Genomic DNA, 26585 nt, shown 5'->3' on the forward strand with positions numbered 1-26585 from the left:
GCGGCGGAGCCGCACATCGGTACAGCGGGAAGGGGCGGGGAGGGGAACAGCCCCGCGCAGCGGCCCCGACCCGCCGCCCCCTCAGCTCATCCGCAACGCCAGGAAGAAGTCCAGCTTGTCCTCCAGGCGCGACAGGTCACGCCCCGTGAGCTGCTCGATGCGGCCCACCCGGTACCGAAGCGTGTTCACGTGCAGATGCAGGCGCGTCGCGCACCGGGTCCAGGAGCCGTCGGAGTCGAGGAACGCCTCCAGCGTGGGGATGAGCTCCGCGCGGTGGCGGCGGTCGTAGTCCCGCAGCGGGTCGAGCAGGCGGGCCGTGAAGGCGCGGCGGACGTCGTCGGGGACGAACGGCAGCAGCAGGACGTGCGAGGCCAGCTCGTGGTGGCCTGCGGCGCACACCCGGCCGGGTCGTGCCGCGGCCACGCGGCGGGCGTGGCGGGCCTCCTCGAGGGCGCCGCGCAGTGCTTCCGCCGAGTGCACGGCCGCGCTGACGCCGAGCGTGAGGCGTCCGTCGTCGGCCAGGCCGGCGGTCAGCGGGAGGCGTACGGACTCGAGGAGGGCGTCGGCGTGCAGGCCGGCGTCGACCGGGGGCGGCTCCTGGTCCTCGAGGCCGCCGAGGCCCACGACCGGCAGCGGCACCAGGGCGATCGCCTCGTCGCCGGTGTGGGCGACGGCGATCCGGTCGGCGGATTCGGCGCCGGCGGCCGACGGGTCGACGAGGATCTCCTCGAGGAGCGACTGGGCGACCGGCCCGGTCTCGACGGCCGAGTCGGCGCCCCAGTCCACGCGGGCGACGATCACCTGCCAGTGCGGCGCCGCGCCGAGGCCCGGCAGCAGCACGGGCGCGGCGACCCTCAGCCGTGCCGCGATCTCCGCGGGGGCCGCGCCCGTCTGCACGAGTTCCAGGACCTCCTGGGCGAGCCGACGCCTTACCGTGCGGGCCGCCTCGCGCCGGTCCCGTTCCACGGCGATCAGCTGGGTGACGCCCTGGAGCAGGTCGAGCCGTGCCTCCGGCCAGTCGGCGGCGTCCGCCTCCACGGCCAGCAGCCAGTCGGAGAGCACGCCCTCCCGTACGTCCCTGACGGCCGGCGCGGCTCCCCTTCCGGTGTTCCGGATCGGGAAAAGCGAGTAGGCCACTCCGCGTACGACGGTCCGGTGCGGGGCGCGCCGGCCGGTGCGCACGGCGGCGAGGTGCTCGCCGGCGAGTGTCGCGCCGACCTCCGCCGGCAGCCCTTCGCCGACGCCGGCGATCTGCCGCCCGGTGGGGGACAGGACCCAGGCACGGAGGTCCAGGTCCGAGCCGAGCAGGTCCAGTACGGCGTCCGGGCCGCCGCCCGCCGGGCCGGACGTCATCAGGCGCCTGTGTCTGTCGACGACTGCCGCGAGGTCGCCGGCACGTTCGCCGGAGACCTGCCGTACGACGTACTCGGTGATCGTCGCGAACGCGACGGATTCGTTCACTGCGAACAGCGGCAGCCGGTGGCGCAAACACGCCTGGATCAGATCGTCGGGGATGTCACCGAGTTCCGCTTCGCCCGCGGCGAGTCCCGCGACCTGCGCGGCGGCCAGGATCCGGACGAACGGCTCCGAGTCCGCCGCGCCGTGCCGCCAGGCGAGCCCGGTGAGCACCAGTTCGCCGCCGGAGAGGTACCGGCTGGGGTCGCGCAGGTCCGTGGTCATCACGCCACGTACCCCGCGGTCGAGCTCGTCCTCGCCGCCGAGCAGCCGCAGCCCCAGCGCGTCGTTCTCCAGCAGTGCGCGCAGCCGCATCTCGTCGCCGCCGATCTGTCTCGTTGTTGCCGGTCATGGCCAAAGATCTGTCGCCGGCGTTTCCATGGGGAAACGGTGAGGTTGCTGATCTCCGCCTTTCGTTCGAATCTACAAGACGAGGGAGGCGACCAGCCAACTCCTTCATGGTTTCGGTGACTGCACCGCCCGGATCGGGCCTTGTGTACTGGACCACACCGCGTGAACAGCAGATGAACGACCGCATATGACAGGTCGATGGCCGGCTGTCCCGGGCCCCACCGCGACGTACGACCCCGACCGAGAAGAGAGCCACCCATGGACTTCCTTCGCCCCGCCAGCTGGGAGGAGGCGCTCGCCGCCAAGGCCGAGCACCCCACGGCTGTCCCCATCGCGGGTGGTACCGACGTGATGGTCGAGATCAACTTCGACCACCGCCGGCCGGAGTACCTCCTCGACCTGAACCGCATCGGTGAGCTGACCGAGTGGGAGGTCGGCGGCGAGAATGTCCGGCTCGGTGCCTCGGTCCCGTACACCGCGATCATGGAGAATCTGCGCGCCGAGCTGCCCGGGCTCGCGCTGGCGTCCCACACGGTCGCCTCCCCGCAGATCCGCAACCGCGGCGGGGTCGGCGGCAACCTCGGCACCGCGTCCCCGGCCGGCGACGCCCACCCGGCGCTCCTCGCCGCCGGGGCCGAGGTCGAGGCGGAGTCGGTACGGGGCACCCGCATGATCCCGATCGACGAGTTCTACACGGGCGTCAAGCGCAACGCGCTCGCCCCCGACGAGCTCATCCGCGCCGTCCACATCAAGAAGGCCGACGGCCCGCAGCAGTTCTCGAAGGTCGGCACCCGCAACGCGATGGTGATCGCTGTCTGCGCCTTCGGTCTCGCCCTGCACCCCGGGTCCCGCACCGTGCGCACCGGCATCGGCTCCGCCGCCCCCACACCGGTCCGCGCCAAGGCCGCGGAGGACTTCCTGAACGCCGCGCTCGAAGAAGGCGGATTCTGGGAGAGCGGGGACATCATCACCCCTTCGGTCGCCAAGCAGTTCGCGGAGCTCGCCTCCGGCGCCTGCAACCCCATCGACGACGTGCGCGGCACCGCCAAGTACCGCCGTCACGCCGTCGGCATCATGGCCCGCCGCACGCTCGGCTGGACCTGGGAGCAGTACCGCGGCACCGCCCGCACGCTTGAAGGAGCTGCATGACCATGCGCGTCAATTTCACCGTCAACGGACGCCGGCAGGAAGCGGACGACGTGTGGGAGGGCGAGAGCCTGCTCTACGTGCTGCGCGAGCGCCTCGGCCTCCCCGGCTCGAAGAACGCCTGTGAGCAGGGCGAATGCGGTTCCTGCACGGTCAGGCTCGACGGCGTTCCCGTCTGCTCCTGTCTGGTCGCCGCCGGCCAGGTCGAGGGCCGCGAGGTCGTCACCGTCGAGGGCCTGGCGGACCTGGCCAAGCAGCGCGAGCAGTCCTGTGCCGGCGGAACCTGCGGCACCTCGCTCCAGGACGCCCAGCGGTGGAGCGCCGCGCCGGATGACGGGGTCACCGACTCGCAGACCGGCAAGGGCACGGAGCTCGCGCCGATCCAGCAGGCGTTCATCGACGCCGGCGCCGTGCAGTGCGGTTTCTGCACCCCGGGCCTGCTGGTCGCCGCGGACGAGATGCTCGAGAGCAACCCGTCGCCGACCGACGAGGACATCCGCGAAGCGCTCTCCGGCAACCTCTGCCGCTGCACCGGCTACGAGAAGATCCTCGACGCTGTTCGCCTCGCGGCCGCCCGTCAGGGAAACCAGGAAGCGACGGTCTGACGATGGCCACCACCGGCACACCCACGAACCTCACCCAGAAGACCAAGGGCGGCATCGGCGAGTCCACGCTCCGGCCCGACGGCATCCTCAAGGTCACCGGCGAGTTCGCGTACTCCTCCGACATGTGGCACGAGGACATGCTTTGGGGCCAGATCCTGCGCTCCACGGTCGCGCACGCCGAGATCGTCTCCATCGACACCTCGGAAGCGCTCGCCCAGGCCGGCGTCTACGCGGTCCTCACCTACGACGACCTGCCGACCGACGTGAAGAACTACGGTCTGGAGATCCAGGACACCCCGGTCCTCGCCAACGGCGTCGTACGCCACCACGGCGAGCCCGTGGCCCTGGTCGCCGCCGACCACCCGGAGACCGCGCGCCGCGCCGCCGCCAAGATCAAGGTCGAGTACAAGGAGCTGCCCGTCGTCACCGACGAGGCCTCCGCGACCGCGCCGGACGCGCCGCTGCTGCATCCGGGCCGCGACGACCACCACGCCGGCCATGTGCCGCATCCGAACATCGTGCACCGCCAGCCGATCGTGCGCGGCGACGCCGACGAGGCCGCGAAGCGGGCCGACGTCATCGTCTCCGGCGAGTACACCTTCGGCATGCAGGACCAGGCGTTCCTCGGGCCCGAGTCCGGTCTCGCCGTGCCGGCGGAGGACGGCGGCGTGGACCTGTACGTCGCGACCCAGTGGCTCCACTCCGACCTGCGGCAGATCGCCCCGGTCCTCGGCCTGCCCGAGGACAAGGTCCGGATGACGCTCTCCGGCGTCGGCGGCGCGTTCGGCGGCCGCGAGGACCTGTCGATGCAGATCCACGCCTGCCTGCTGGCCCTGCGCACCGGCAAGCCCGTCAAGATCGTCTACAACCGGTTCGAGTCCTTCTTCGGGCACGTCCATCGCCACCCGGCGAAGCTCCGGTACGAGCACGGCGCCACCCGCGACGGCAGGATCACGCACATGAAGTGCCGGATCGTGCTGGACGGCGGCGCCTACGCCTCCGCCTCGCCGGCGGTCGTCGGCAACGCCTCCTCGCTCTCGGTGGGCCCGTACGTCATCGACGACGTCGACATCGAGGCGCTCGCGCTCTACACCAACAACCCGCCGTGCGGCGCCATGCGCGGCTTCGGAGCGGTCCAGGCGTGCTTCGCCTACGAGGCGCAGATGGACAAGCTGGCGAAGGCCCTCGACATGGACCCCGTCGAGTTCCGGCAGCTCAACGCCATGGAGCAGGGCACGCTGCTGCCGACCGGCCAGCCGGTCGACTCGCCCGCCCCGGTCGCCGAACTGCTGCGCCGCGTCAAGGCCCGCCCGCTGCCGCCCGAGCGCCAGTGGGAGACCACCGAGGGCCCGGACGTCCGCTCGCTGCCCGGCGGCCTGTCCAACACCACGCACGGCGAGGGCGTCGTGAGGGGTGTCGGCTACGCGGTCGGCATCAAGAACGTCGGCTTCTCCGAAGGCTTCGACGACTACTCCACCGCCAAGGTGCGCATGGAGGTCATCGCGGGAGAGCCCGTCGCCACCGTGCACACCGCGATGGCGGAGGTCGGCCAGGGCGGTGTCACCGTGCACGCCCAGATCGCCCGCACCGAGCTCGGCGTCTCACAGGTCACGATCAGCCCCGCCGACACGCAGGTCGGCTCCGCCGGCTCCACGTCCGCCTCCCGGCAGACCTACGTCACCGGCGGCGCCGTGAAGAACTCGTGCGAGCTGGTCCGCGAGAAGGTCCTCGAGATCGGCCGCCGCAAGTTCGGCAGCTACCACCCGGCCTGGGCCACCGCCGAGCTGCTGCTCGAGAGCGGCAAGGTCGTCACCGACGGCGGCGAGGTACTGGCCGACCTGGTGGACCTGCTGGAGGACGAGGCAGTCGAGATCGAGGCCGAGTGGCGCCACCGCCCCACGGAGCCGTTTGACCCGCGCACCGGCCAGGGCAACGGCCACGTCCAGTACTCCTTCGCCGCGCACCGCGCGGTGGTGGAGGTGGACACGGAGCTCGGTCTGGTGAAGGTGATCGAGCTGGCCTGCGCCCAGGACGTCGGCAAGGCCCTCAACCCGCTGTCCGTCCTCGGCCAGATCCAGGGTGGCACCACCCAGGGCCTGGGCGTCGCGGTCATGGAGGAGATCATCGTCGACCCGAAGACCGCGAAGGTCAGGAACCCTTCCTTCACGGACTACCTGATCCCCACCATCCTCGACACGCCGACCATCCCGGTCGACGTGCTCGAACTCGCCGACGACAACGCCCCCTACGGGCTGCGCGGCATCGGCGAGGCCCCCACCCTGTCGTCCACTCCGGCCGTGCTCGCGGCGATCCGGAACGCGACGGGTCTGGAACTGGACAGGACGCCGGTGCGCCCCGAGCACCTCACCGGCACCTGATCCCTTCCCCACTTCTCCGGGCGGTGCGCGCCATGCCTCCAAGGAACCAGCCGGTTCCCCACCGGCCCGCGCCGCCCGGGGAGAACACGTGCCGCACCGCTCGCGGCCGCAGCAGCACCGCAGTACCCCGAAGAGCGAGTTCGTCTCGGGCCGTCCCCCGGGTCGTGCAGCCAAGCACCATCCCAAATCCCGCCATCACCAGTCTCCACGGCGGGTGCCCCTGTGAACCTTGGGAGTAGGCACCATGACCCAGCAGTCCACCGAGCCCCGGACCACGGCGGAGGACGCCGGCGCGGGTACGCGCCAGCCCGCCGGACGATCCTGGCTCGACCGGTATTTCCACATCACCAAGAGAGGCTCGACGCTCGGCCGGGAGGTGCGTGGCGGCATCACCACCTTCATGGCGATGGCGTACATCATCCTGCTCAACCCGGTGATCCTTTCGGTGCCCGACGTGGCCGGCAACAGGCTCGACGGTGATCAGCTGACCACCGCGACCGCCTTCGCCGCCGCGGCGACCACCATAGTGATGGGCCTCATCGGCAATGTGCCGCTCGCCCTGGCCGCGGGACTCAGTGTCTCCGCCGTCATGGCCTTCCAGGTCGCGCCCGAGATGACCTGGGAAAACGCGATGGGCATGTGCGTCATCTACGGCGCCGTGATCGTCCTGCTCGTCGTCACCGGTCTCCGTGAACTGATCATGAACGCGATCCCGCTGGCGCTGAAGCACGCCATCACCATGGGGATCGGCCTGTTCGTCTGTCTTATCGGCCTGGTCCAGGCCGGGTTCGTGACCTCCATGCCCGGCGAGGGAGGCATCGCCGGCGCCAAGCCGATCCAGCTCGGCACCAGCGACATGCTGACCGGCTGGCCGGTGCTCTGCTTCGCCGTCACCGTCCTGCTGATCTTCATGCTCCAGGTCCGCAAGGTCCCCGGCGCCATCCTCATCGGCATCGTCGGCGGCACGCTGTTCGCCGCCGCCGTCCACCAGTTCGCCGGCCTCGACAAGGCCGACTGGGGCGGCCTCAACGCACCCGAGATCACCGGTTCCATCGTCTCCAGCCCCGACTTCGGGCTGTTCGGCGCCGTCTCCTTCGACGGGATGGCCGGCGTCGGCGGCATCACCGTCGGCGTCATCGTCTTCACCCTGGTGCTGGCCGGCTTCTTCGACGCCATGGGAACCATCATCGGCATCGGCCAGCAGGCGGGTCTCGCCGACGACAAGGGCAAGATGCCGGGCCTCAACCGGGCCCTGGCCATCGACGGCGCGGGCGGTGCGATCGGCGGTGTCGCGGGCGCCTCCGGCCAGACCGTCTTCGTCGAGTCGACCGCCGGTGTCGGCGACGGCGCGCGCACCGGCCTCGCCAGCGTCGTCACCGGTCTCGCGTTCACGCTGTGCCTGTTCTTCACGCCGCTCGCCCAGGTCATCCCCACCCAGGTCGCGGCCGCCGCGCTCGTCGTCATCGGCTCGATGATGATGACCAACGCCAAGCACATCGACTGGAACGACTCCGCGACCTCGATCCCGGTCTTCCTGACCACGGTGCTGATGCCGTTCACGTACTCCATCACCGCCGGCATCGCGGCCGGAGTCATCGCCCATGTGCTGATCAAGGCCGTCCAGGGCCGGGCACGCGAGGTGGGCTGGCTCATGTGGGTCCTGGCCGTCGTCTTCCTGGCCTACTTCGCGCTGCACCCCATCGAGGGCTGGCTCGGAGTCAAGTAACCGCCCGCCTCGGCAGAACACGCGAAGGAGACCGACATGCTGGACATCGCCGAAGAGTTGCACCGGTGGGTCGAGCAGGGCCGCAGTTTCGCCGTCGCCACGGTCGTGGCCGTCGGCGGCAGCGCGCCAAGGCAGCCGGGCGCCGCGCTCGCCGTCGACAGCGGGGGCACGGCGATCGGCTCGGTCTCCGGAGGGTGCGTGGAGGGCGCCGTGTACGAGCTGTGCCGGAAGGCCCTCGAGGACGGCGAAAGCGTCCTCGAGCAGTTCGGCTACAGCGACGAGGACGCCTTCGCGGTCGGCCTGACCTGCGGCGGCGTCATCGACATCCTCGTCACCCCGGTCCACGCGGACGCGCCCGCCAGGGAGGTGTTCGCGGCCGCGCTGGCCACCGCCGCCCGAGGGGAGGCGGCGGCGGTCGCGCGGATCACGGACGGGCCCGCCGACCTGGCGGGCCGCGCCCTGCTCGTACGGCCCGACGGCACGCACGACGGCACCCTCGGCGGCCATCGCGAACTGGACCGCACCGCGGCCCGCGAGGCCCGGGCGATGCTGGACGCCGGACGCACAGGCACCGTCGTCATCGGCGAGGACGGCTCCCGCTGCGGCCGGCCGCTGACACTGCTCGTCGAGTCGAGCGTCCCCGCACCGAGAATGATCGTCTTCGGAGCCATCGACTTCGCCGCCGCCCTGGTGCGCGTCGGCAAGTTCCTCGGCTACCACGTCACCGTCTGCGACGCGCGGCCCGTCTTCGCGACCACGAGCCGCTTCAAGGAGGCCGACGAGGTGGTCGTCGAGTGGCCGCACCGCTACCTGGAGTCGACAGAGGTCGACGGCCGTACGGTGCTGTGCGTACTGACCCACGACGCCAAGTTCGACGTACCGCTGCTCGAGCTCGCCCTGAGGCTGCCGGTCGCCTACGTGGGCGCGATGGGCTCCCGCCGCACCCACGAGGACCGCAACAGGCGGCTGCGCGAGGTCGGCGTCTCGGACCTCGAACTCGCCCGGCTGCGCTCACCGATCGGCCTGGACCTCGGCGCCAGTACGCCGGAGGAGACCGCGCTGTCCATCGGCGCGGAGATCGTGGCAAACCGCCGCGGCGGCACCGGTGTCTCCCTGACCGGCGCGCACACCCCCATCCACCACGACGGCCCCGACGCGCCCACCGGGCGGATCGGGTCGGTGGCATAGGCGTCCGGCGGGCCGCGTACGGCGGAAAGCCCCGCCGTGGCATCGACCAACGGGGTCGCATCTGCCATGTAGATTCGGCCGAAAAGGCTGTACCTGCGATCCCGGGGCGCCTATTGTGGCGCATATGCAGTCCTACACCATCGGTCAGGCCGCGCGGCTGCTCGGCGTCAGCGCCGACACGGCGCGGCGCTGGGCCGACGCCGGACGGGTCGCGACCCATCGCGACGACAGCGGCCGGCGCCTCATCGACGGCCGGGACCTGGCCGCGTTCTCCGTCGAGGTCGCCCAGGGCGGCGTCGGCGACGAGGAGACCTCCTACACCTCGGCGCGCAACGCGTTCCCCGGCATCGTCACCGCCGTCAAGCTCGGCGACGTAGCCGCGCAGGTGGAGATCCAGGCCGGGCCGCACCGGCTCGTGTCCCTGCTGACCCGCGAAGCCGTCGAGGAACTCGGACTGGAGGTCGGCATGCAGGCCACCGCCCGGGTGAAGTCCACGAACGTGCACATCGACCGCGCCTGACCCGGGCGCCGGCCCGCGGTCGGACCTGTCCACGCGGAACGGCGCACAGCACAGAGGAGTCCCGTCCCGTGTTCCCCAGCCTCGGCGGACGCCGCCGCACTCCCGCTGCCGGACGCCGCCGCGCCGCGGCCGCGATCATGACGGCCGCCCTGCTCGCCCCGCTCGCCGCCTGCGGCACCGGCGACGCCGGGAGCGGGAAGAGCGTCTCCGGCGAACCGTCCGACGCCCGCCTGACCGTGCTCGCCGCGTCCTCGCTCACCGACGTCTTCGAAACGGCGGGCGACGCCTACGAGAAGTCGCACCCCGGCACGGAGATCGCCTTCTCCTTCGCCGGCTCGCAGGAACTCGCCGCGCAGGTCAGGCAGGGCGCTCCCGCCGACGCCCTGGTCACCGCCGACAGCAGGACCATGGACGGCCTCGCCGCCGACACCGGCTCCCCGGTGGTCATCGCCAAGAACCGGCTGGTCATCGTCACCGGCAAGGGGAACCCGCACAAGATCGGTGCGCTCGAGGACCTCGCCGGGACCGAGCTCAAGGTCGTGCTCGCCGCGCCGGAGGTCCCCGTCGGCCGCTACAGCAGGCAGATCCTCCAGGGCCGCAACGTCGACGTGCGGCCGGTGTCCGAGGAGCCGAACGTCCGGGCCGTCCTCAGCAAGGTGGAGATGGGCGAGGCCGACGCGGGCATCGTGTACCGCACGGACGCCGCCGTCGCCGCCGAGAAGGTCGACGCCGTCGACATCCCCGACGGCCACAACGCCGTCGCCTCCTACCCGGCCGCGACGATGAAGTCGTCGAAGAACGCCGACGCGGCAGAGGCTTTCGTGACCTGGTTGACCGGCCCGGAGGCGCAGAAGATCCTCAGGGACGCGGGCTTCCAGCAGCCGTAACCGCTCCCCGCGGCCGTGGCCGCCCGTCCCTCTCGGCTCGATCACCAGGACGCACCATGAAGCGCCTACGCGACACGCCCCCGTCCCGCCTCCCGGGCAGGGGCGGGCGGGACCGGCCCGGCGGGGGCGTCGGAGCGCGTACGCCCGTGGTCCTGGCGGTGCCCGCGCTGTTCGCCGTCGCGTTCCTGCTGCTGCCCTTGGCCGGCATCCTCGGCCGGACGGCGTGGAGCGACATCGGCGGCCATCTGACCAACCCCGGCGTCACCGAGGCGCTGCGGCTGTCGCTCGTCGTCTCCTTCTGGGCGCTCGGACTGTCCCTGCTGCTCGGCGTTCCGCTCGCCTGGGTGCTGGCACGGACGGACTTCCCGGGCAAGACGCTCGTCCGCTCCCTCGTCCTGCTGCCCATGGTGCTGCCGCCCACCGTCGGGGGAGTGGCGCTGCTGCTCGCCTTCGGTCGGCGCGGACTCCTGGGGCCGTGGCTGGAGGACACGTTCGGCATCACCCTGCCGTTCCACACCTCCGGCGCCGTCGTCGCCGCCACCTTCGTCGCCATGCCGTTCCTCGTCATCAGCCTCGAGGGCGCCCTGGGCGGTCTGCGTCCGGGCTACGAGGAGACGGCCGCCTCGCTCGGCGCCTCCCCGCTCCGGGTCTTCCTCACCGTCACCCTGCCGATGGTCGCCCCCGGGCTGGTCGCCGGAGCGGCACTGACGTGGGCCCGTGCGCTCGGCGAGTTCGGCGCGACGATCACCTTCGCCGGCAATCTGCCGGGCACCACGCAGACGCTGCCCTTGCAGGTGTATCTGCTGCTCCAGGAAGAACCGGACGCGGCGACGTCGCTGTCGCTCCTGCTGCTCGTCATCGCCATGGCCGTGCTGATCGCCCTGCGCGGCCGGTGGACGGGCGGGGCCCCGCTCGCCGCCGCCCGCCGCGTGCCCGCCGCCGAGCCCGAGGAACCCGGCCCGGTCTCCCCCGGAGCCCCGGCGGCCCCGGTGGCCGGACCGCCGTTGGCGGACGGACGCTGGCCGCTGCACGCGGAGGTCAGCGGCTTCGACGAACTCACCCTCGACGCCGCGCCCGGCACCACCATCGCCGTCGTCGGCCCCAACGGCGCCGGCAAGACGACCCTGTTGCGGGCCCTCCTCGGACTGACCCCGCGCGCCCACGCCGCACTGCGGCTCGGCGACACCGACGTGTCCGCCCTGCCGCCCCACCGCCGCGGTGTGGCCTGGGTGCCCCAGGACGGCGCGCTGTTCCCGCACCTGAGCGCCCTCGGCAACACCGCGTACGGGCTGCGCTCGCGGGGCGTCTCCCGTACGGAGGCGCGCCGCAGCGCACAGGAGTGGCTCGAACGGCTCGGCGTCGGTCATCTCGCCGCCCGCAGACCCGCCCAGCTCTCCGGCGGCCAGGCCCAGCGCGTGGCCCTCGCCCGCGCTCTGGCCGCCCGGCCGCGGCTGCTGCTGCTGGACGAGCCGCTGGCCGCCCTCGACCAGACGACCCGGGCCCATGTACGCCACACCCTGCGCCGCCATCTGGACGGCTTCGGCGGTGTCTGCCTGATCGTCACCCACGACCCGGTGGAGGCCGTGTCGCTGGCCGACCGGGTGCTCGTCCTCGACGACGGCCGTGCAGTCCAGGACGCGCCGCCCGCCGAGGTCACCCGCCATCCGCGCTCGCCGTGGGTCGCGCGGATGCTCGGCCGCAACGCCTGGCCCGGCACGGCCGTGGCCGGCGGCATCGAACTCGGCGGCGGCGGACGGCTCGTGGTGGCCGACCCTCTCACCCCGGGCGCGGACGTCCTCGCGATCATCGCCCCGGAGGCGGTGTCCGTGCACCGTGAACGCCCCGGCGGCAGCCCGCGCAACGTCTGGCCCGGCACCGTACGCGAGATCACCACCGTGGGCAGCCGGCTGCGCGTCCTCGTCACCTCGCCGCACGCGCCGGACCTGGTCGCCGAGATCACCCCGCAGGCGGCGGCCGAACTGGGCCTCGCGGAAGGGGAGTCGGTCTGGACGGGCGTCAAGGCCACCGAGGTCACCGTGGTCGGCCTGTAGCTCTCCGCGTGCGCCGGCCGCGCGGCCGGAGAGCTGTGACGTTTCCGTGGGCCGCGACGCTGACACTACGGGGGACATGGGCACGGGTGCGCCGTGCCGGCGGGAACGAAGAGGACCGAGTGGGCAAGGGGCGGGGCAGCCGGCGTGCGGAGACGCACGACAAGGAGCTCGGCGACGCGGTGGCACAGGCACAACGGGGTGACGAGGCCGCCTTCTCCGCGGCCTATCGACTCGTTCATCCCCCGCTGCTCGGATATCTGCGCGGTCTCGTGGGCGACGACGCGGAGGACGTCGCGTCCGACGCCTGGCTTGAAATAGCCCGTGACCTCGGGCGCTTCCGCGGCGACGGCGCCGGCTTCAGAGCCTGGACGGCGACCATCGCCCGCCACCGGGCCATGGACCACCTGCGCCGGATCCGGAGCCGCCCGCGCGGTACGGTCCTCGAGAGCGAGCTCGCCGCACTGCCCTCCCCGAGGGACACGGCGGCAGAGGCCTTCGAGACCGTCTCGACCCAACAGGCCCTTGCCCTCATCGCCCAACTGCCCCGGCAGCAGGCGGAGGCGGTGCTCCTCCAGACCGTCATCGGACTCGACGGGCCGGCCGCCGCGCGCGTACTGGGCAAACGCCCGGGAGCCGTGCGCTCGGCCACGCACCGGGGGCTCAGACGGCTGGAGAGGTTCCTGGCGTCACCGCCGCGCGGCGGTGTGACAGATTCGGACTCCCCTTCGCTGGGAGATGCGAGATGACCGAAAACCGATCCGGAGACGCCGTGGGCCCCGGCGCGCCGCCGCAGTCCTCACCGCGGCCGCAGTTGCCCGGCACGTCGCGGCAGCCGACGCTCGACGAGCTGCTCGCTGCCGCCGCGCGCCCCGCGCCCGTCGTTCCCGACGCCGAGGAGAACGCCCTGGCGGCGTTCCGCGCCGCCCGTGACGACGGGGCGCTCGAGCTGCCCACCCGCCCGGAGGACGACTGGCGGCCGGCGGAGGCGAGGACCCGTGTCCCCTGGGTCCGGGCCGGTGTCGGCACATTCGTCGCCGGCGTCATGCTCGGCGGTGTCGCGATGGCGGCCGGCGCGATCCCCGCCCCGTTCGCGGACCCGCCCGCCGGGAAGCCGAGCCCGGCGCCCCGCGTCACCCCCTCCGGCGCGGGGGAGCGGAGCACCGGCGTGACCCCGCCCGCCACGGTGCCCGCCGTCCCGACCGCCATCGTCCCGGGAGCCGACGAACGCCCGCCCACCGCCGAGGACCTGACGGCCCATTGCCGCGCCTACGAGGCCGCAGCGGCGGCAGGCCGGAACCACGAGAAACCGGGCGGGAACGCGAACGGCGGCAGGACCGACGAGCGGCGGACCGACGGCGACGCCAAGGAAAACGCCGTCCGCGAGCGGCTCGCCGCAGCCGCCGGCGGGCCCGACCAGGTCGAGGCGTACTGCGCACGCCTTGCGGCGGACCGGCCGGCGGGCGGAGGGCACGGCGCCGGGGCCGGCGAGAAGGCCGGCGCCGACGCACCGTCCCCCGTCGATCCCCAGGCCGGACCGGACAAGTGGCGCGCCCCGACGCAGAAGCCGTCACGGCAGTAGGGCGACACGCAGGAGTGCACGACTTCGCAGGGCCCAGGAGGTGCGGGACGCCGTAAGAGGGACGCGGCCGTGCGACGCGGTGCGCCCGGGACCGTCCGCCGCCGCCCGTGCCTAGGGTGCCCCTTGTGGACCTGGACGAGGATCTGAACCGGCTGAGCCGCGACGAACTCGTGGCCGAGGTGAGAGCGCTGCGCCGGGGTATCCGTGCGCACCGGGACAGCTCGGGCCACGACCTGTGCTGGCACCACCCGCGGTTGTGGGGACTGCTGCCGGAGCGCGTGGAGCCCGAGGTGGCGGTACCGCCGTGGCCGCGGTTCATGCGCGGCTGTGTCCGTTACCGGGAGTCCCTCCAGGCACAGTTGCCCGACGCTCCGGTCGACGACCGGGAGTACGGCGGCTAGACCGGCCGGCCGGCGGGACCTGCCCTGAACGCAACGGGCCCTGACGCAACGGGCCCGGCAACGGCCTGCTCGGCACGCGACCTGCCCTGACGCAGCGGGTCCTGACACAACCTGCCGGAACCGGGCCTGCACGACCACGGCCCGCGCGGTCGCTCCCCGGGCATGGCTGCCGTCAGACGCTCCGGCCGGGCCGAGGGTTGTACGCCGCATGCTGATTTTCTTGTGAGAACAGCCACCCGTGCCGTCCGTGATGCTCCCACCCGTGTTTCCGCTGAGTCCGGTGAGGCCATCGTTGTGGAAAGGCGGGTGCCGTGGACGATCACGGAGCAGGACTGCCGGACGCCAGGGGCATGCGGAGCTACACCGCCCGGTTCGTCACGGAGATGAGCGAGCGCAGCAGACTGCCGCTCGACTACAGCGTGACGAGCCTGAGACTGGTCGACGTCGTCGTCGACGGACTCAGACGCAACAGACCCGTCCGTACGGGAGTGGACCGCTACCTTCATGGGCTCGGCGCCTACACGGGCGAGGTGATGGTCAGACGCGCGGGCGCGTGCTGGGTCGACCTCGACGCGGGACAGCGCGAGATGTTCGGCCAGCCGGTCGGCGTGCGCATGCCGGACGGGCGGGTGTGGAACCCGCTCGGCAAGGTCGTCAAGCGGTTCGAGCACGGCCCCGGAGAGTCGGTCGAACAGTTCTATCTGCTGCTGCACGGAAGGCGAACGCCGCGCGTACGCCGGGGTGCGGCACAGCAAGCGGCCTGTGGTCGATGACCTGGGGTCGGGCTCCCGCCACACGGGCGCCCCGGCACAAGGAGCGGGCCGTCGGCATCGGTGACTGAGCCGCCGCCGGCGCTACGGGAGCGTTGAACGGCGCGTGACCTCCGCCCGTACCTTCTGGCGGCCCGTGTGGATCCGCACGGGCCGCCAAAAGGCAGGGAGGCACGTCTTGGCCGGCAGCAACGGCAACGGCAGCAACGTCACCGCGCTCTTCCGCGCGTCCACCGCGCACAGCCCGTCGTACTTCACGCTGGACCGGGCGGGCGGCGGCGCGGCCGGCGAGATCGTGGACTTCTGCATCCCCTGCAACCCGTACTTCCCGACCCCCGCCATGTTCGACGAGCTCGGCAGCAGGCTCAGGGAGATCCTGACCTACTACCCGAGCGGCTCCGAGACGATCACCGCCGAGCTCTGCCAGCTGCTCGGCCTCAATCCCCAGACGGTCGCCATGGGCAACGGCTCCACCGAGCTGATCACCTGGATCGACCATCTGCTCGTCCGCGAGTCGCTGGCGGTTCCCGTGCCCACCTTCGGCCGCTGGACGGACCAGCCGATGGAGACCGGCAAGCGGGTGGACATGCTGCTGCTGCCCGAGGCGCGCGGTTTCGTCCTCGACCCGGCGTCCTTCGTGCAGTTCGTACGGAGCAGAGGCTCGCGCGTCGCCGTCGTCTGCAACCCCAACAACCCGGACGGCGGGCTGCTCCCCAAGCAGCAGGTGCTGTCCCTGCTCGACCAGCTCCAGGACCTGGACCTGGTCGTCGTCGACGAGTCGTTCCTCGAATTCGCCGACGCCGGGCAGGAGACCAGCGTCGCGGCGGAGGCCGTGCTGCGGACGAACGTGATCGTGCTGCGCAGTCTCGGGAAGAACTTCGGCCTGCACGGGGTGCGTTTCGGTTATCTCGTCGCCAACCCGGGTCTCGCCGGGAAGGTGCGTGCCGCGCTGCCGAAGTGGAACATCAACTCCTTCGCGGAGACCGTGGTGTTCATGCTCAAGCAGCACCGCCAGGAGTACGCGGAGAGCCTCGCGCAGGTGGGCCGCGACCGGCAGGACATGATCTGGCGGCTGTCCCAGCTGCCCGGTCTCACCGTCTATCCCTCGCAGGGCAACTTCGTGTACGTGAGGCTGCCGGAAGGAGCCGACGGCGCGATCCTCCGGGACCGGCTGCTCGCGGAGCACGGCGTCCTGGTGCGGGAGTGCGGTAACAAGATCGGCAGCTCCAGCCGGTTCGTCCGGCTGGTGGTGCGCCCCGAGCCGGACGTGGCACGGCTGGTCTCCGCGATGGAGCTCGTGCTGTACGGCGAGCACATCCGGGCCGCGCCCGCCCCGCCGCCCGCGCCGGAGCCACCGCAGCCGATGCTCGCGCAGATACCCGCGCGGTCCCAGCCGTTGCCGCGGGTCGACACGCAGGCGCAGGCGGTACAGGCGCAGGCCCAGCAGCCGGCCGTGGCGTCGATGCCTGCCCAGGCGCAGGCCCCGCAGCCGGTCCCCGCCCCCATGCTGGCGCAGGCGCCCGCCCAGACCCAGCCGCCCGGGCCCCAGCCGTTGCCGCAGCACGCCCCGCCGCTCGCCCTCACGCGGACTCAGCCTGCCCAGCAGCCGCTCGCCGCCCGGGGCCTGGCGCCCGCTCAGGCCGCCCGGCCCGGCGTGGCGGCAGCCGCGGGCTACACGTCGGGCACGGCGGCGGTGGACCGCCTCATCTCCCAGGCCTGAGCGCCGCCGGGGGCGTGCGGACGGCGGGCGGCCGGGCCCCGGACACTCCGCACCGGGCATTCGTCACAAAACCGGCGGACAGGCGATAGATTCCCCTATCGGTGACGGCCGGCCGTACGGAGTGGGGAGACATGACGACCCAGGGGGAAACCACCGCGGAGACCCGGCCGGCCGTCAAGCTGTCCTTGATGACGCTCACCGCCATGGTCGTCGGATCCATGGTGGGCGCCGGAGTGTTCTCCCTCCCGCGGCGCTTCGCCGACGAGACCGGCGTCGCCGGCGCGCTCATCGCGTGGACCATCGCCGGCACCGGCATGCTGATGCTCGCGTTCGTCTTCCAGTCGCTGGCCGTGCGCCGGCCCGACCTCGACTCAGGCGTCTACGCCTACGCCAAGGCTGGCTTCGGCGAATACCTCGGCTTCTTCGCCGCCTTCGGCTACTGGGCCAGCGCCTGCGTCGGCAACGTGACGTACTGGGTGCTCATCATGTCGACGATCGGAGCCGTCTGGCCGGCGCTCGGCGACGGCGACACCCTGCTCGCGGCCGTGCTGTCCTCGATCGGGCTGTGGGGGTTCTTCCTCCTCATCCGGCGCGGCGTGAAGGAGGCCGCCGCGATCAACCGGATCGTCACCGTCGCCAAGGTCGTCCCGATCCTGGTCTTCGTCGTCATCGCGCTGTTCTACTTCGAGGCGGACGTCTTCGCCGACAACTTCGGCGGCGCCGACTACGCGGGCTCCCTCTTCGACCAGGTCCGCGGGACCATGCTCGCCACGGTGTTCGTCTTCCTCGGTGTCGAGGGCGCGAGCGTGTACTCGCGGCACGCCAGGCGCCGGGCCGACGTGGGGCGTGCCACCGTGCTCGGCTTCCTCAGCGTCTTCGCGGTCTTCGCCTCCGTCACCATCGTGTCGTACGGGATCATGCCGATGGCCGAGATCGCCGAGCTCCGCCAGCCGTCGATGGCCGGCGTCCTGGAGGAGGCGGTCGGCACCTGGGGCCAGGTGTTCATCAGCGTCGGCCTGATCGTCTCCGTCCTCGGCGCCTATCTGGCCTGGACGCTGATGGCCGCGGAAGTGCTGTTCGTCGCCGCGAAGGACGACGACATGCCGCGCTTCCTGAAGCGGTCGACCGCCGCCGACGTGCCGGAACCGGCGCTGGTGATGACGACGCTCCTCAGCCAGGTCGTCCTGATCGTCACGCTCTTCTCCGACGACGCCTTCAACTTCGCGCTCGACCTGACGAGCGCCCTCACTCTCATCCCGTTCCTCCTCGCCGCCGCCTTCGCGCTCAAGATCGGGTTCAGGCCCGACGACCGGACCGTCGGCGGCCGCGGTTCCGGCCGGGAGCTGACGATCGCCGCCGTCGCCACCCTCTACACGGCGTTCCTGCTCTACGCGGCCGGGCCGAAATTCGTCCTCGTCTCCTTCATCGTCTACGCGCCCGCCACGTTCCTCTTCGCGAAGGCCCGCAGGGAGCAGGGCAAGAAGCTGTTCTCGCCCGCCGAGAGCGTCATCTGCGCCGTCTCGGTGGCCGGCGCCGTGCTGGGCGTCGTCGCCCTGGCCGCCGGCTGGATCACCCTTTGACCCGGAGACCAGGAAGGCTTTCATGACGACCGACACGACCAGCAGCGCCCGCCCGTCGCACGGCGTCCACTCGGAGGTCGGCAGACTCCGCAAGGTCCTGGTCTGCGCCCCCGGTCTCGCGCACCGCCGGCTCACCCCGACCAACTCGGACGATCTGCTCTTCGACGACGTGATGTGGGTGGACAACGCCCAGCGCGACCACGCCGACTTCGTCGACAAGCTCCGTGAACGGGACGTCGAGGTCGTCGAGTTGCACGACCTGCTCATGCAGACCATGGCGATCGGCGAGGCCCGGTCGTGGCTCCTGGACCGGAAGATCACGGCCAACGAGGTCGGCATCGGTCTCATCGAGTCCACCCGCGCCTTCCTCGAGACGCTCGAGCCCCGCAAGCTCGCCGAGTACCTGATCGGCGGCCTGGCGACCGCCGACCTGCCCGACGAATTCCGCCCCGGGTACGTCGCCCTCGCCCGCGAATCGACCGGCGTACGCGAGTACCTCATGCCACCGCTGCCCAACACCCTCTACACCCGCGACACGACCTGCTGGCTCTACGGCGGCCTGACCCTCAACCCCCTCTACTGGCCCGCCCGCCACGGCGAGACGCTGCTGATGAAGGCGATCTACGAGTTCCACCCCGACTTCGCCGGCTCGAGGGTGTGGTGGGGCGACCCGGAACTCGACTGGGGCCAGGCCACGTTCGAGGGCGGCGACATCATGCCCGTCGGCGGCGGCGTCGTCCTCATGGGCATGAGCGAACGCACCTCCCGCCACGCCATCACGCAGGTCGCCGCAGCGCTCTTCGCGAACGGCGCCGCCCGGCACGTCATCGTCGCCGGCATGCCCAAACTGCGCTCCGCGATGCACCTCGACACCGTCTTCACCTTCGCCGACCGTGACATCGTCACCCTCTACCCGAAGATCATGGACGCGGTGCACACCTTCTCGCTCCGCCCGTCCGACAACGCGCCCGGCGTCGAGATCACCGACGAGGGGTCGGCGGCCTTCACCGACGTCGTCGCCCGGGCCCTCGGCCTGTCCGGGCTGCGGATCATCGAGACCGCGGGTGACGTCTACGCCTCCGAACGTCAGCAGTGGGACAGCGGGAACAACGCCGTCGCGCTCGAGCCGGGCGTGGTGTTCACCTACGACCGCAACACCCAGACCAACGCCCTGCTGCGCAAGTCGGGCGTGGAGGTCATCACCATCGTCGGCGCGGAACTGGGCCGGGGCCGTGGCGGCGGCCACTGCATGACGTGTCCGATCGCCCGTGACCCGGTCGACTTCTGAGCCGCCGGTCCGCGACGGCCGGGCCGCTCAGGCGCCCGGCCCACCGCCCGGGTGCGCGCCCGGCCCCTCGGCATGACCGGCGAGCGGGGTCGGGGACAGGGAGGCGTTCTCCTCACCCGGCTCCAGGAGCGTGTCGGCCGCCCCGACGATCAGCGGATCCGGCCGTCCGATGGCCTCAGGGTCCTTGCTGTCGTAGTCCACGCGCCACAGCAGACTGCGCATGGCCTCCAGGCGACCGCGGCGCTTGTCATTGCTCTTGACCACCGTCCACGGGGCGTGGTCGGTGTCGGTGGCCCGGAACATGTCCACCTTGGCGGCCGTGTACTCGTCCCACAGATCCAGCGACGCCACGTCCGTGGGGGACAGTTTCCACTGGCGCACCGGGTCCACCTGCCGGATCGCGAAGCGGGTGCGCTGTTCCGCACGCGAGACCGAGAACCAGAACTTGACCAGAATGATCCCGTCCTCGACCAGCATCCGCTCGAACTGCGGGCACTGGTGCAGGAACAGGTCGTACTGCGGCTTGGTGCAGAACCCCATGACCCGTTCCACACCGGCCCGGTTGTACCAGGAGCGGTCGAAGAACACGATCTCGCCGGCGGACGGCAGATGGGCCGCGTAACGCTGGAAGTACCACTGCGTCGCCTCGCGTTCCGTCGGCTTCTCCAGCGCCACCACGCGGGCGCCGCGAGGATTCAGCCGCTCGGTGAACCGCTGGATCGTGCCGCCCTTTCCGGCCGCGTCGCGTCCCTCGCAGATCACGATGAGGCGCTGACCGGAATCCTTGACCCAGCGCTGCAGCTTCAGCAGTTCGATCTGCAGCACACGCTTCTGCTGCTCGTACTGGGCTCTGCGGATCTTGCGGTCGTACGGGTAGTTCTGCCGCCATGTCTTGATCGGGCGGCCGTCCCCGTCCAGGAGCACCGGGCGCTCCGGCTGGCTCTGGTCCACGGTCATACCGTCGAGCAGCGCCTGCCCGTCCGGGTCCCGCTCCGTCGCGTTGCTCATGGCTGTCACCTGCCCGGTCCCGACGCCGTCACGTATCCATCATGATCCCATCCGACAGCTCTCGCCATTGCGGACAGAACCTGTCCGCAAGTCTCGGTAGCGTTCGGGCATGGCTTCGAAAACCGCGACCCACCCCGTGCTCGGCACCCGCGCGCTCAACCGCGCCACCCTCGCCCGGCAGCTCCTGCTGCGGCGCGCGCCACGGGCCGAGATGCCCGTCGCGGCGGCCGTCGCGCACCTCGTCGGGCTCCAGGCGCAGAACGTGAAGCCGCCCTACTACGCGCTCGACGCCCGGCTGGAGGCGTTCGATCCGCAGGAGCTCTCCACGCTGATGGAGGCCCGCGAGGTGGGGCGGCTGGTGACCATGCGGTCCACCATCCACACGCACACCGCCGACGACTGCCTGCGGCTGCGGCCCCTCGTCCAGCCGGCCAGGGACCGCGAGCTGGCGCAGTTCCGCGCCGGGCTCGTCGGCGTCGACCTCCAGCGGCTCGCCGCCCTCGCGCGCGAACTCGTCGAGGAGGAGCCGCGGACCATGAAGGAGCTGCGGGAAGCGCTCCTCGCGCACTGGCCGGACGCCGATCCGTTCGCGCTGTCCGTCGCCGCCCGGTGCTCCCTGCCGCTGGTGCAGGTCACCCCGCGGGGACTGTGGGGCAGGAGCGGCCAGGTCCGGCTCACCACCGCGGAGCGGTGGTTCGGCCGGCCGTCGGAGTCCGCGCCGGACGCCGAGGACGCCGTACGGCGTTATCTCGCCGCCTTCGGGCCCGCCTCCGTCAAGGACTTCCAGACCTGGTCCGGGCTGACCCGTACCCGAGAGGTCTTCGAACGGCTGCGGCCGGGGCTCGCCGTGTTCCAGGACGAACACGGCGTGGAGCTCTTCGACCTCCCCGACGCGCCCCGGCCCGACGCCGACACCCCGGCGCCGGCCCGTCTGCTGCCCGAGTTCGACAACCTCCTGCTCTCGCACGCGGACCGGCGACGGCTGGTGTCCGCGGGGCACAAGGGCCTCACGTGGCGGGGGAACCAGGCGTACTGCACGTTCCTCCTCGACGGCTTCCTCGCCGGGACATGGCGGCTGGAGGAGACGGCAGACACGGCGACGGTGACGCTCGAGCCGTTCGACGCGCCGACGAGGGCGCAGCGGGAGGAGCTGGCGGGGGAGGCGGAGCGGATGCTGCGGGGGATGCGGGCGGGGGCGGCGCACGAGGTGCGGTTCGGGCCGGTGCGGGGGGCGTAGCGCCTGCGGCGGGGCGTTTTCCCCTCCCCGCCCCTTCCCGCTGTACCGATGTGCGGCTCCGCCGCGTGGGGGCTCCGCCCGGACCCGTCACCGCGCTCCGCGCGGTGTTTCGGGGGCTCTGCCCCCGGACCCCCGCGCCTCAAACGCCGGCGAGGCTGAAGTTGCCCCGCCGCTGGCGGAGCTGATTTCGCGGAGCGAGATCCAGCCCGCCTGGGGGCACCTCCCACGGCCGCCAGGCCGTAGGGGGGAGTTTGAGGGCACCGCGCTCCGCGCGGTACGCCGCCCGCAGGGCGGTACAGGGTCCGCAGGGCGGTACGGGGTCCGGGGCGCCCCGCCACGCGGCGGGCGCCGCACATCGGTACAGCGGGAAGGAACGGTAGGGGAACGGCCCCGCGCAGCCGGTGGCGCCCGTCATGGGAGGAGGCCGGCCCGGCGGGCCGCCACCACCGCCTCCAGCCGCGTCCGCGCCCCCAGCTTCCGCATCGCCGACCGCAGATACGCCTTCACCGTCTCCGGCCGCAGCCCCAACCGCCCCGCCGCCGCCGCGTTCGTCGCGCCGGAGGCGACGCAGCCGAGCACGTCCAGTTCGCGTGGCGTCAGCGACACCTCGCCGGTCGCGGCGGCCGGCGCACGCGGGCCCGGGGCCAGTCGCGCGCAGACGGCGAGCAGTTCCTCGCGCAGGGCCCGGTCCGTGATCCGGGGGGCAAGGGCGCGGAGTTCGCCGTGGACCTCGCGTACGGTCTCCCAGTCGCGCGGACCCACGGCGTCGTCCGTGGCCGGCGGGCGGGCCAGCGCGAGCAGCCGCTGCATCTCGTCGCGGACGACCAGCGCCTGCTCGACGTCCCGTGCCGCGGCCACCGCCGCGTCGAGGACGCGGTCGCCGAGCACGAGCGGCCGGCGCAGCGCCCCGTACAGAAGGCCCCGCACCCGGCGGTGCACCACGACGGGGACGGCGACCACCGACCGCAACCCCTCGGAGGCCACCGCCGCGTCGTACTCGTGGCTGATGTGCCGCGCCGCGGGGTAGTCGGTCACCGCGCAGGGCCTGGACAGGGCCATCGACTTGCCGCCCAGGCCGTTGCCGGCGCAGATGGCGAGCCCGCGCAGCGCCCCGGTCGCCGCGCCGTTCAGCTCCCCGATGCGCAGCTGCTGCTGCCGCCCGTCGGTGAGGAGCCCGCCGAAGGCGACGGGGAGCCCTGTCGTCCGCCGCAGCCGGAGCAGCGCCGCCCGCATCTCGGCCGCTTCGCCGGTTCCTGACACGCGTGCTTCCTCCCTCCGGGCCCCCGGGCGGGGACGTCACCCCCGTACGGGGGTAGTGAGACCTGGGTCACCGATTACACGATGTGGACGGCCGGTCCCGCAACGAGGAGGACACATGACGTCTGGCAGCGCGACGGAGAGGTTCCGGGCCGCACGGGACTTCCTGCTGGAGCACCGGGAGGACTACGTACGCGCGTACGAGGGCTTCGAGTGGCCCCGCCTCGAGCACTTCAACTGGGCGCTGGACTGGTTCGACGTCATCGCGGAGGGCAACGACGCGCCCGCCCTGCGGATCGTCGAGGAGGACGGGACGAGCAGCCGGTTCTCGTTCGCCGAGATGTCCGACCGGTCCGACCGGGCGGCGAACTGGATGCGGGCCCAGGGCGTCGGGGCCGGTGACCGGATCCTCGTCATGCTCGGCAATCAGGTCGAGCTGTGGGAGACCGCGCTCGCCGCGATGAAGCTGCGCGCCGTGATGATCCCGGCGACGCCGCTGCTCGGCCCTGCGGACCTGCGTGACCGGATCGAGCGCGGCCGGGTGCGGCATGTCGTGGTGCGGCCGGAGGACACCGCCAAGTTCGACGAGGTCCCCGGCGACTACAGCCGGATCGTCGTCGGCGGCGAGCGCCCCGGCTGGCTGTCCTACAGCGCCGCCTACGAGAGCCCGCGGGAGTTCGAGCCCGACGGGCCCACCCGCGCGGACGAGACGCTGATGCTGTACTTCACCTCCGGCACCACCGCGCGCCCGAAGCTCGTCGAGCACACCCATGTGTCGTACCCGGTCGGTCATCTCGCGACCATGTACTGGATCGGTCTGAAGCCCGGCGACGTGCACCTGAACATCTCCTCGCCCGGATGGGCCAAGCACGCCTGGTCCAACCTGTTCGCGCCGTGGAACGCGGAGGCGACGGTCTTCATCCACAACTACACGCGCTTCGACCCGGGCCGGCTGATGGCCGAGATGGACCGGGAGGGGATCACCAGCTTCTGCGCCCCGCCGACGGTCTGGCGGATGCTCATCCAGGCGGACCTGAGCCGGCTGCGGAAGCCGCCGCGGGAGGTCGTCGCGGCCGGTGAGCCGCTCAACCCCGAGGTCATCGAGACGGTGCGGCGCGCCTGGGGCGTGACCATCCGCGACGGGTTCGGGCAGACCGAGACGGCCGTGCAGGTCTCCAACAGCCCCGGCCAGGTCCTCAAGACAGGCTCGATGGGCCGGCCCAGCCCCGGTTACAAGGTCGACCTCCTCGACCCGGTCACCGGTGAACCGGGCGCGACGGAGGGCGAGATCGCCCTGGACCTGTCCGGCCGGCCGGTGGGCCTGATGACCGGGTACCACGGCGACGAGGAACGCACCGCTGAGGCGATGGCCGGCGGCCACTACCGCACGGGTGACATCGGCTCCCGCGACGCCGACGGCTACATCACCTATGTGGGCCGGTCGGACGACGTCTTCAAGGCCTCCGACTACAAGATCAGCCCGTTCGAGCTGGAGAGCGCGCTGCTGGAGCACGAGGCGGTGGCGGAGGCCGCGGTGGTGCCCGCCCCCGACCCGGTCCGCCTCGCCGTCCCCAAGGCGTACGTCGTCCTCGCGGAGGGCTGGGAGCCCGGGCCCGACACGGCCAAGCTGATCTTCGAGCACTCGCGCGCGGTGCTCGCCCCGTACAAGCGCATCCGCCGGCTGGAGTTCGCCGAGCTGCCGAAGACCGTGTCCGGGAAGATCCGCCGGATCGAGCTGAGGGAGCGCACGGCGCAGGGCTCCGCCGCCGAGTACACGGAAGGCGACCTGCGATGACACTCTCGTACGCACACGGCGTCAGCAGTACCCCGCTGCTCGGCGAGACGATCGGCGGAAACCTGGCGCGTACCGCCGCCGCGCACCCCGACCGGGAGGCGCTGGTCGACGTGGCGGCCGGCGCCCGCTGGACCTACGCCGAACTCGACGCCGCCGTCGCCCTGCTGGCGCGCGGACTCCTCGGCTCGGGCATCGGCAAGGGCGACCGGGTCGGGATCTGGGCGGTGAACTGCGCGGAGTGGGTGCTGATCCAGTACGCCACCGCCCGGATCGGCGCCATCATGGTGAACATCAACCCGGCGTACCGGGCGCATGAGCTCGAGTTCGTACTGAACCAGGCCGGGGTCACGCTGCTGGTCGCCTCGCAGACGCACAAGACCAGCGACTACCGCGCCATGGTCGACGCGGTGCGCCCCAAGTGCCCCGGGCTGCGCGCCGTCCACTACATCGGCGACCGCTCCTGGGACGTGCTGCAGGAGGCGGCCTCAGGAGTCACCGACGAGCAACTGCGGTCCCGGGAGGCGCAGTTGTCGTGCGACGACCCGGTCAACATCCAGTACACGTCGGGCACGACCGGTTTCCCCAAGGGCGCCACCCTCTCGCACCACAACATCCTCAACAACGGTTACTTCGTCGGCGAGATGATCGCCTACACCGAGCAGGACCGGGTCTGCATCCCCGTGCCCTTCTACCACTGCTTCGGCATGGTCATGGGCAATCTCGCCGCCACCTCCCACGGCGCGTGCATGGTGATCCCGGCGCCCTCCTTCGACCCGGCGGCCACCCTGAGCGCCGTGCAGCAGGAGCGCTGCACCTCGCTGTACGGGGTGCCGACGATGTTCATCGCCGAGCTGAACCTGCCCGGCTTCGACTCCTACGACCTCTCCACCCTGCGCACCGGCATCATGGCGGGCTCGCCGTGCCCGGTGGAGGTGATGAAGCGGGTCGTCGCCGAGATGAACATGGCCGAGGTGTCGATCTGTTACGGCATGACGGAGACGTCCCCCGTCTCCACGCAGACCCGGCGGGACGACGACCTGGAGCGCCGCACGGGCACCGTCGGCCGCGTCATGCCGCACGTCGAGGTCAAGGTCGTCGACCCGGTCAGCGGCGTGACCCTGCCGCGCGGTGAGGCGGGCGAGCTGTGCACCCGTGGCTACAGCGTGATGCTCGGCTACTGGGACGAGCCGGAGAAGACCGCGGAGTCGGTCGACGCGGGCCGCTGGATGCACACCGGCGACCTCGCCGTCATGCGCGAGGACGGCTACGTCCAGATCGTCGGCCGCATCAAGGACATGATCATCAGGGGCGGCGAGAACGTGTACCCCCGGGAGATCGAGGAGTTCCTCTACGCGCACCCGAAGATCGCCGACGTGCAGGTGGTCGGCGTGCCGGACGAGCGCTACGGCGAGGAGATCCTCGCCTGCGTGATCCCGCGCGACCCGGCGGACGCCCCGACGCTGGAGGAGATCGCCGAGTTCTGCCGCGAGCAGCTGGCCCACTACAAGATCCCGCGCCGCCTGGAGATCCTCACGGACTTCCCCATGACGGTGAGCGGCAAGGTCCGCAAGGTGGAACTGCGGCGGCGCTTCGGGGACGGCTGAGACAGCGTCGCGCACCGGACCCGGCCGGGTCCGGTGCGC

The 26585-nt window shown here is 72.0% G+C and carries 21 protein-coding genes; 18 read left to right on the forward strand and 3 right to left on the reverse strand.

Going from position 1 to position 26585, the window contains the following annotated elements:
* Nucleotides 1–81: 81 nt before the first annotated feature.
* A complete protein-coding gene (locus ACTMTU_RS00540; protein ID WP_441261396.1) occupies nt 82–1770 on the reverse strand; it encodes a PucR family transcriptional regulator in 1689 nt (562 codons plus the stop codon).
* Between the two features lie 294 nt (nt 1771–2064).
* Between ACTMTU_RS00540 and ACTMTU_RS00545 the strand changes: the two genes are divergently transcribed.
* The 15 genes from ACTMTU_RS00545 to ACTMTU_RS00615 all read left to right on the forward strand — a co-directional run bounded on the left by ACTMTU_RS00545 (nt 2065) and on the right by ACTMTU_RS00615 (nt 19645).
* Entirely contained in the window at nt 2065–2955 is an 891-nt protein-coding gene (locus ACTMTU_RS00545; protein WP_441261397.1) for an FAD binding domain-containing protein, read from the forward strand.
* A gap of 2 nt (nt 2956–2957) precedes the next feature.
* Nucleotides 2958–3557: a (2Fe-2S)-binding protein gene (locus tag ACTMTU_RS00550; protein WP_441261953.1), complete on the forward strand. Its 600-nt coding sequence runs from the start codon at nt 2958–2960 to the stop codon at nt 3555–3557.
* Between the two features lie 2 nt (nt 3558–3559).
* Nucleotides 3560–5935, forward strand: a complete 2376-nt coding sequence (locus ACTMTU_RS00555) for a xanthine dehydrogenase family protein molybdopterin-binding subunit (RefSeq protein WP_441261398.1) — start codon at nt 3560–3562, stop codon at nt 5933–5935.
* A gap of 244 nt (nt 5936–6179) precedes the next feature.
* On the forward strand, nt 6180–7661 hold the full coding sequence (locus ACTMTU_RS00560; protein WP_441261399.1) for an NCS2 family permease: 1482 nt from the start codon (nt 6180–6182) through the stop codon (nt 7659–7661).
* A 36-nt stretch (nt 7662–7697) separates the two neighbouring features.
* Nucleotides 7698–8849, forward strand: a complete 1152-nt coding sequence (locus ACTMTU_RS00565; RefSeq protein WP_441261400.1) for an XdhC family protein — start codon at nt 7698–7700, stop codon at nt 8847–8849.
* Between the two features lie 124 nt (nt 8850–8973).
* The gene (locus ACTMTU_RS00570; RefSeq protein WP_053556799.1) at nt 8974–9369 is read left to right on the forward strand and encodes a TOBE domain-containing protein; all 396 of its coding nucleotides are present in this window, start codon (nt 8974–8976) and stop codon (nt 9367–9369) included.
* Between the two features lie 137 nt (nt 9370–9506).
* Entirely contained in the window at nt 9507–10256 is a 750-nt protein-coding gene (gene modA, locus ACTMTU_RS00575; RefSeq protein WP_441261954.1) for a molybdate ABC transporter substrate-binding protein, read from the forward strand.
* 56 nt (nt 10257–10312) lie between these two features.
* Nucleotides 10313–12307, forward strand: a complete 1995-nt coding sequence (locus ACTMTU_RS00580) for an ABC transporter permease (protein ID WP_441261401.1) — start codon at nt 10313–10315, stop codon at nt 12305–12307.
* 119 nt (nt 12308–12426) lie between these two features.
* Nucleotides 12427–13053 (forward strand): RNA polymerase sigma factor, encoded by a 627-nt coding sequence (locus ACTMTU_RS00585; RefSeq protein WP_441261402.1) that lies wholly within the window; start codon nt 12427–12429, stop codon nt 13051–13053.
* Nucleotides 13050–13886, forward strand: a complete 837-nt coding sequence (locus tag ACTMTU_RS00590) for a hypothetical protein (RefSeq protein WP_441261403.1) — start codon at nt 13050–13052, stop codon at nt 13884–13886. The genes ACTMTU_RS00585 and ACTMTU_RS00590 overlap by 4 nt, the downstream gene beginning before the upstream one ends.
* 125 nt (nt 13887–14011) lie before the next feature.
* The gene (locus tag ACTMTU_RS00595) at nt 14012–14287 is read left to right on the forward strand and encodes a hypothetical protein (protein ID WP_441261404.1); all 276 of its coding nucleotides are present in this window, start codon (nt 14012–14014) and stop codon (nt 14285–14287) included.
* Between the two features lie 311 nt (nt 14288–14598).
* The gene (locus ACTMTU_RS00600) at nt 14599–15060 is read left to right on the forward strand and encodes a hypothetical protein (protein ID WP_441261405.1); all 462 of its coding nucleotides are present in this window, start codon (nt 14599–14601) and stop codon (nt 15058–15060) included.
* Nucleotides 15061–15235: 175 nt separating this feature from the next.
* A complete protein-coding gene (locus ACTMTU_RS00605) occupies nt 15236–16777 on the forward strand; it encodes a pyridoxal phosphate-dependent aminotransferase (protein ID WP_441261406.1) in 1542 nt (513 codons plus the stop codon).
* 131 nt (nt 16778–16908) lie between these two features.
* Nucleotides 16909–18357, forward strand: a complete 1449-nt coding sequence (locus ACTMTU_RS00610) for a basic amino acid/polyamine antiporter (protein ID WP_441261407.1) — start codon at nt 16909–16911, stop codon at nt 18355–18357.
* 22 nt (nt 18358–18379) lie between these two features.
* Entirely contained in the window at nt 18380–19645 is a 1266-nt protein-coding gene (locus ACTMTU_RS00615) for an arginine deiminase (protein ID WP_441261408.1), read from the forward strand.
* Between the two features lie 27 nt (nt 19646–19672).
* On the opposite strand, the gene ppk2 is transcribed toward ACTMTU_RS00615, so the two are convergent.
* A complete protein-coding gene (gene ppk2 / locus ACTMTU_RS00620) occupies nt 19673–20653 on the reverse strand; it encodes a polyphosphate kinase 2 (RefSeq protein WP_441261409.1) in 981 nt (326 codons plus the stop codon).
* Between the two features lie 109 nt (nt 20654–20762).
* Between ppk2 and ACTMTU_RS00625 the strand changes: the two genes are divergently transcribed.
* A complete protein-coding gene (locus ACTMTU_RS00625; protein ID WP_441261410.1) occupies nt 20763–21890 on the forward strand; it encodes a winged helix DNA-binding domain-containing protein in 1128 nt (375 codons plus the stop codon).
* A 411-nt stretch (nt 21891–22301) separates the two neighbouring features.
* Here the strand turns inward: ACTMTU_RS00625 and ACTMTU_RS00630 are convergent, their stop codons facing one another.
* Nucleotides 22302–23123 carry a response regulator transcription factor gene (locus ACTMTU_RS00630; protein WP_441261955.1) on the reverse strand — a complete coding sequence of 274 codons (822 nt, stop codon included), beginning with the start codon at nt 23121–23123 and terminating at the stop codon, nt 22302–22304.
* Nucleotides 23124–23265: 142 nt separating this feature from the next.
* On the opposite strand from ACTMTU_RS00630, the gene ACTMTU_RS00635 reads away from it, so the two are divergent.
* Together ACTMTU_RS00635 and ACTMTU_RS00640 are read left to right on the forward strand one after the other, a co-directional pair.
* The gene (locus ACTMTU_RS00635) at nt 23266–24942 is read left to right on the forward strand and encodes an AMP-binding protein (RefSeq protein ID WP_441261411.1); all 1677 of its coding nucleotides are present in this window, start codon (nt 23266–23268) and stop codon (nt 24940–24942) included.
* The gene (locus ACTMTU_RS00640) at nt 24939–26546 is read left to right on the forward strand and encodes an AMP-binding protein (RefSeq protein WP_441261412.1); all 1608 of its coding nucleotides are present in this window, start codon (nt 24939–24941) and stop codon (nt 26544–26546) included. The genes ACTMTU_RS00635 and ACTMTU_RS00640 overlap by 4 nt, the downstream gene beginning before the upstream one ends.
* Nucleotides 26547–26585: the final 39 nt, after the last annotated feature.

The sequence above is a fragment of the Streptomyces sp. OZ13 genome, from assembly GCF_052068155.1.
Classification (GTDB): domain Bacteria; phylum Actinomycetota; class Actinomycetes; order Streptomycetales; family Streptomycetaceae; genus Streptomyces.

Excerpts from the sequence above, each read along its gene's own strand:
- ACTMTU_RS00625 (WP_441261410.1), top strand. The coding sequence starts at position 20,763 with ATGGCTTCGAAAACCGCGACCCACCCCGTGCTCGGCACCCGCGCGCTC.
- ACTMTU_RS00610 (WP_441261407.1), top strand. The coding sequence starts at position 16,909 with ATGACGACCCAGGGGGAAACCACCGCGGAGACCCGGCCGGCCGTCAAG.
- ACTMTU_RS00560 (WP_441261399.1), top strand. The coding sequence starts at position 6,180 with ATGACCCAGCAGTCCACCGAGCCCCGGACCACGGCGGAGGACGCCGGC.
- ACTMTU_RS00590 (WP_441261403.1), top strand. The coding sequence starts at position 13,050 with ATGACCGAAAACCGATCCGGAGACGCCGTGGGCCCCGGCGCGCCGCCG.
- ACTMTU_RS00540 (WP_441261396.1), bottom strand. The coding sequence starts at position 1,770 with ATGCGGCTGCGCGCACTGCTGGAGAACGACGCGCTGGGGCTGCGGCTG.
- ACTMTU_RS00555 (WP_441261398.1), top strand. The coding sequence starts at position 3,560 with ATGGCCACCACCGGCACACCCACGAACCTCACCCAGAAGACCAAGGGC.
- ACTMTU_RS00565 (WP_441261400.1), top strand. The coding sequence starts at position 7,698 with ATGCTGGACATCGCCGAAGAGTTGCACCGGTGGGTCGAGCAGGGCCGC.
- ACTMTU_RS00615 (WP_441261408.1), top strand. The coding sequence starts at position 18,380 with ATGACGACCGACACGACCAGCAGCGCCCGCCCGTCGCACGGCGTCCAC.
- ACTMTU_RS00580 (WP_441261401.1), top strand. The coding sequence starts at position 10,313 with ATGAAGCGCCTACGCGACACGCCCCCGTCCCGCCTCCCGGGCAGGGGC.
- ACTMTU_RS00630 (WP_441261955.1), bottom strand. The coding sequence starts at position 23,123 with ATGCGGGCGGCGCTGCTCCGGCTGCGGCGGACGACAGGGCTCCCCGTC.
- modA (WP_441261954.1), top strand. The coding sequence starts at position 9,507 with ATGACGGCCGCCCTGCTCGCCCCGCTCGCCGCCTGCGGCACCGGCGAC.
- ACTMTU_RS00640 (WP_441261412.1), top strand. The coding sequence starts at position 24,939 with ATGACACTCTCGTACGCACACGGCGTCAGCAGTACCCCGCTGCTCGGC.
- ppk2 (WP_441261409.1), bottom strand. The coding sequence starts at position 20,653 with ATGAGCAACGCGACGGAGCGGGACCCGGACGGGCAGGCGCTGCTCGAC.
- ACTMTU_RS00570 (WP_053556799.1), top strand. The coding sequence starts at position 8,974 with ATGCAGTCCTACACCATCGGTCAGGCCGCGCGGCTGCTCGGCGTCAGC.
- ACTMTU_RS00550 (WP_441261953.1), top strand. The coding sequence starts at position 2,958 with ATGCGCGTCAATTTCACCGTCAACGGACGCCGGCAGGAAGCGGACGAC.
- ACTMTU_RS00635 (WP_441261411.1), top strand. The coding sequence starts at position 23,266 with ATGACGTCTGGCAGCGCGACGGAGAGGTTCCGGGCCGCACGGGACTTC.
- ACTMTU_RS00545 (WP_441261397.1), top strand. The coding sequence starts at position 2,065 with ATGGACTTCCTTCGCCCCGCCAGCTGGGAGGAGGCGCTCGCCGCCAAG.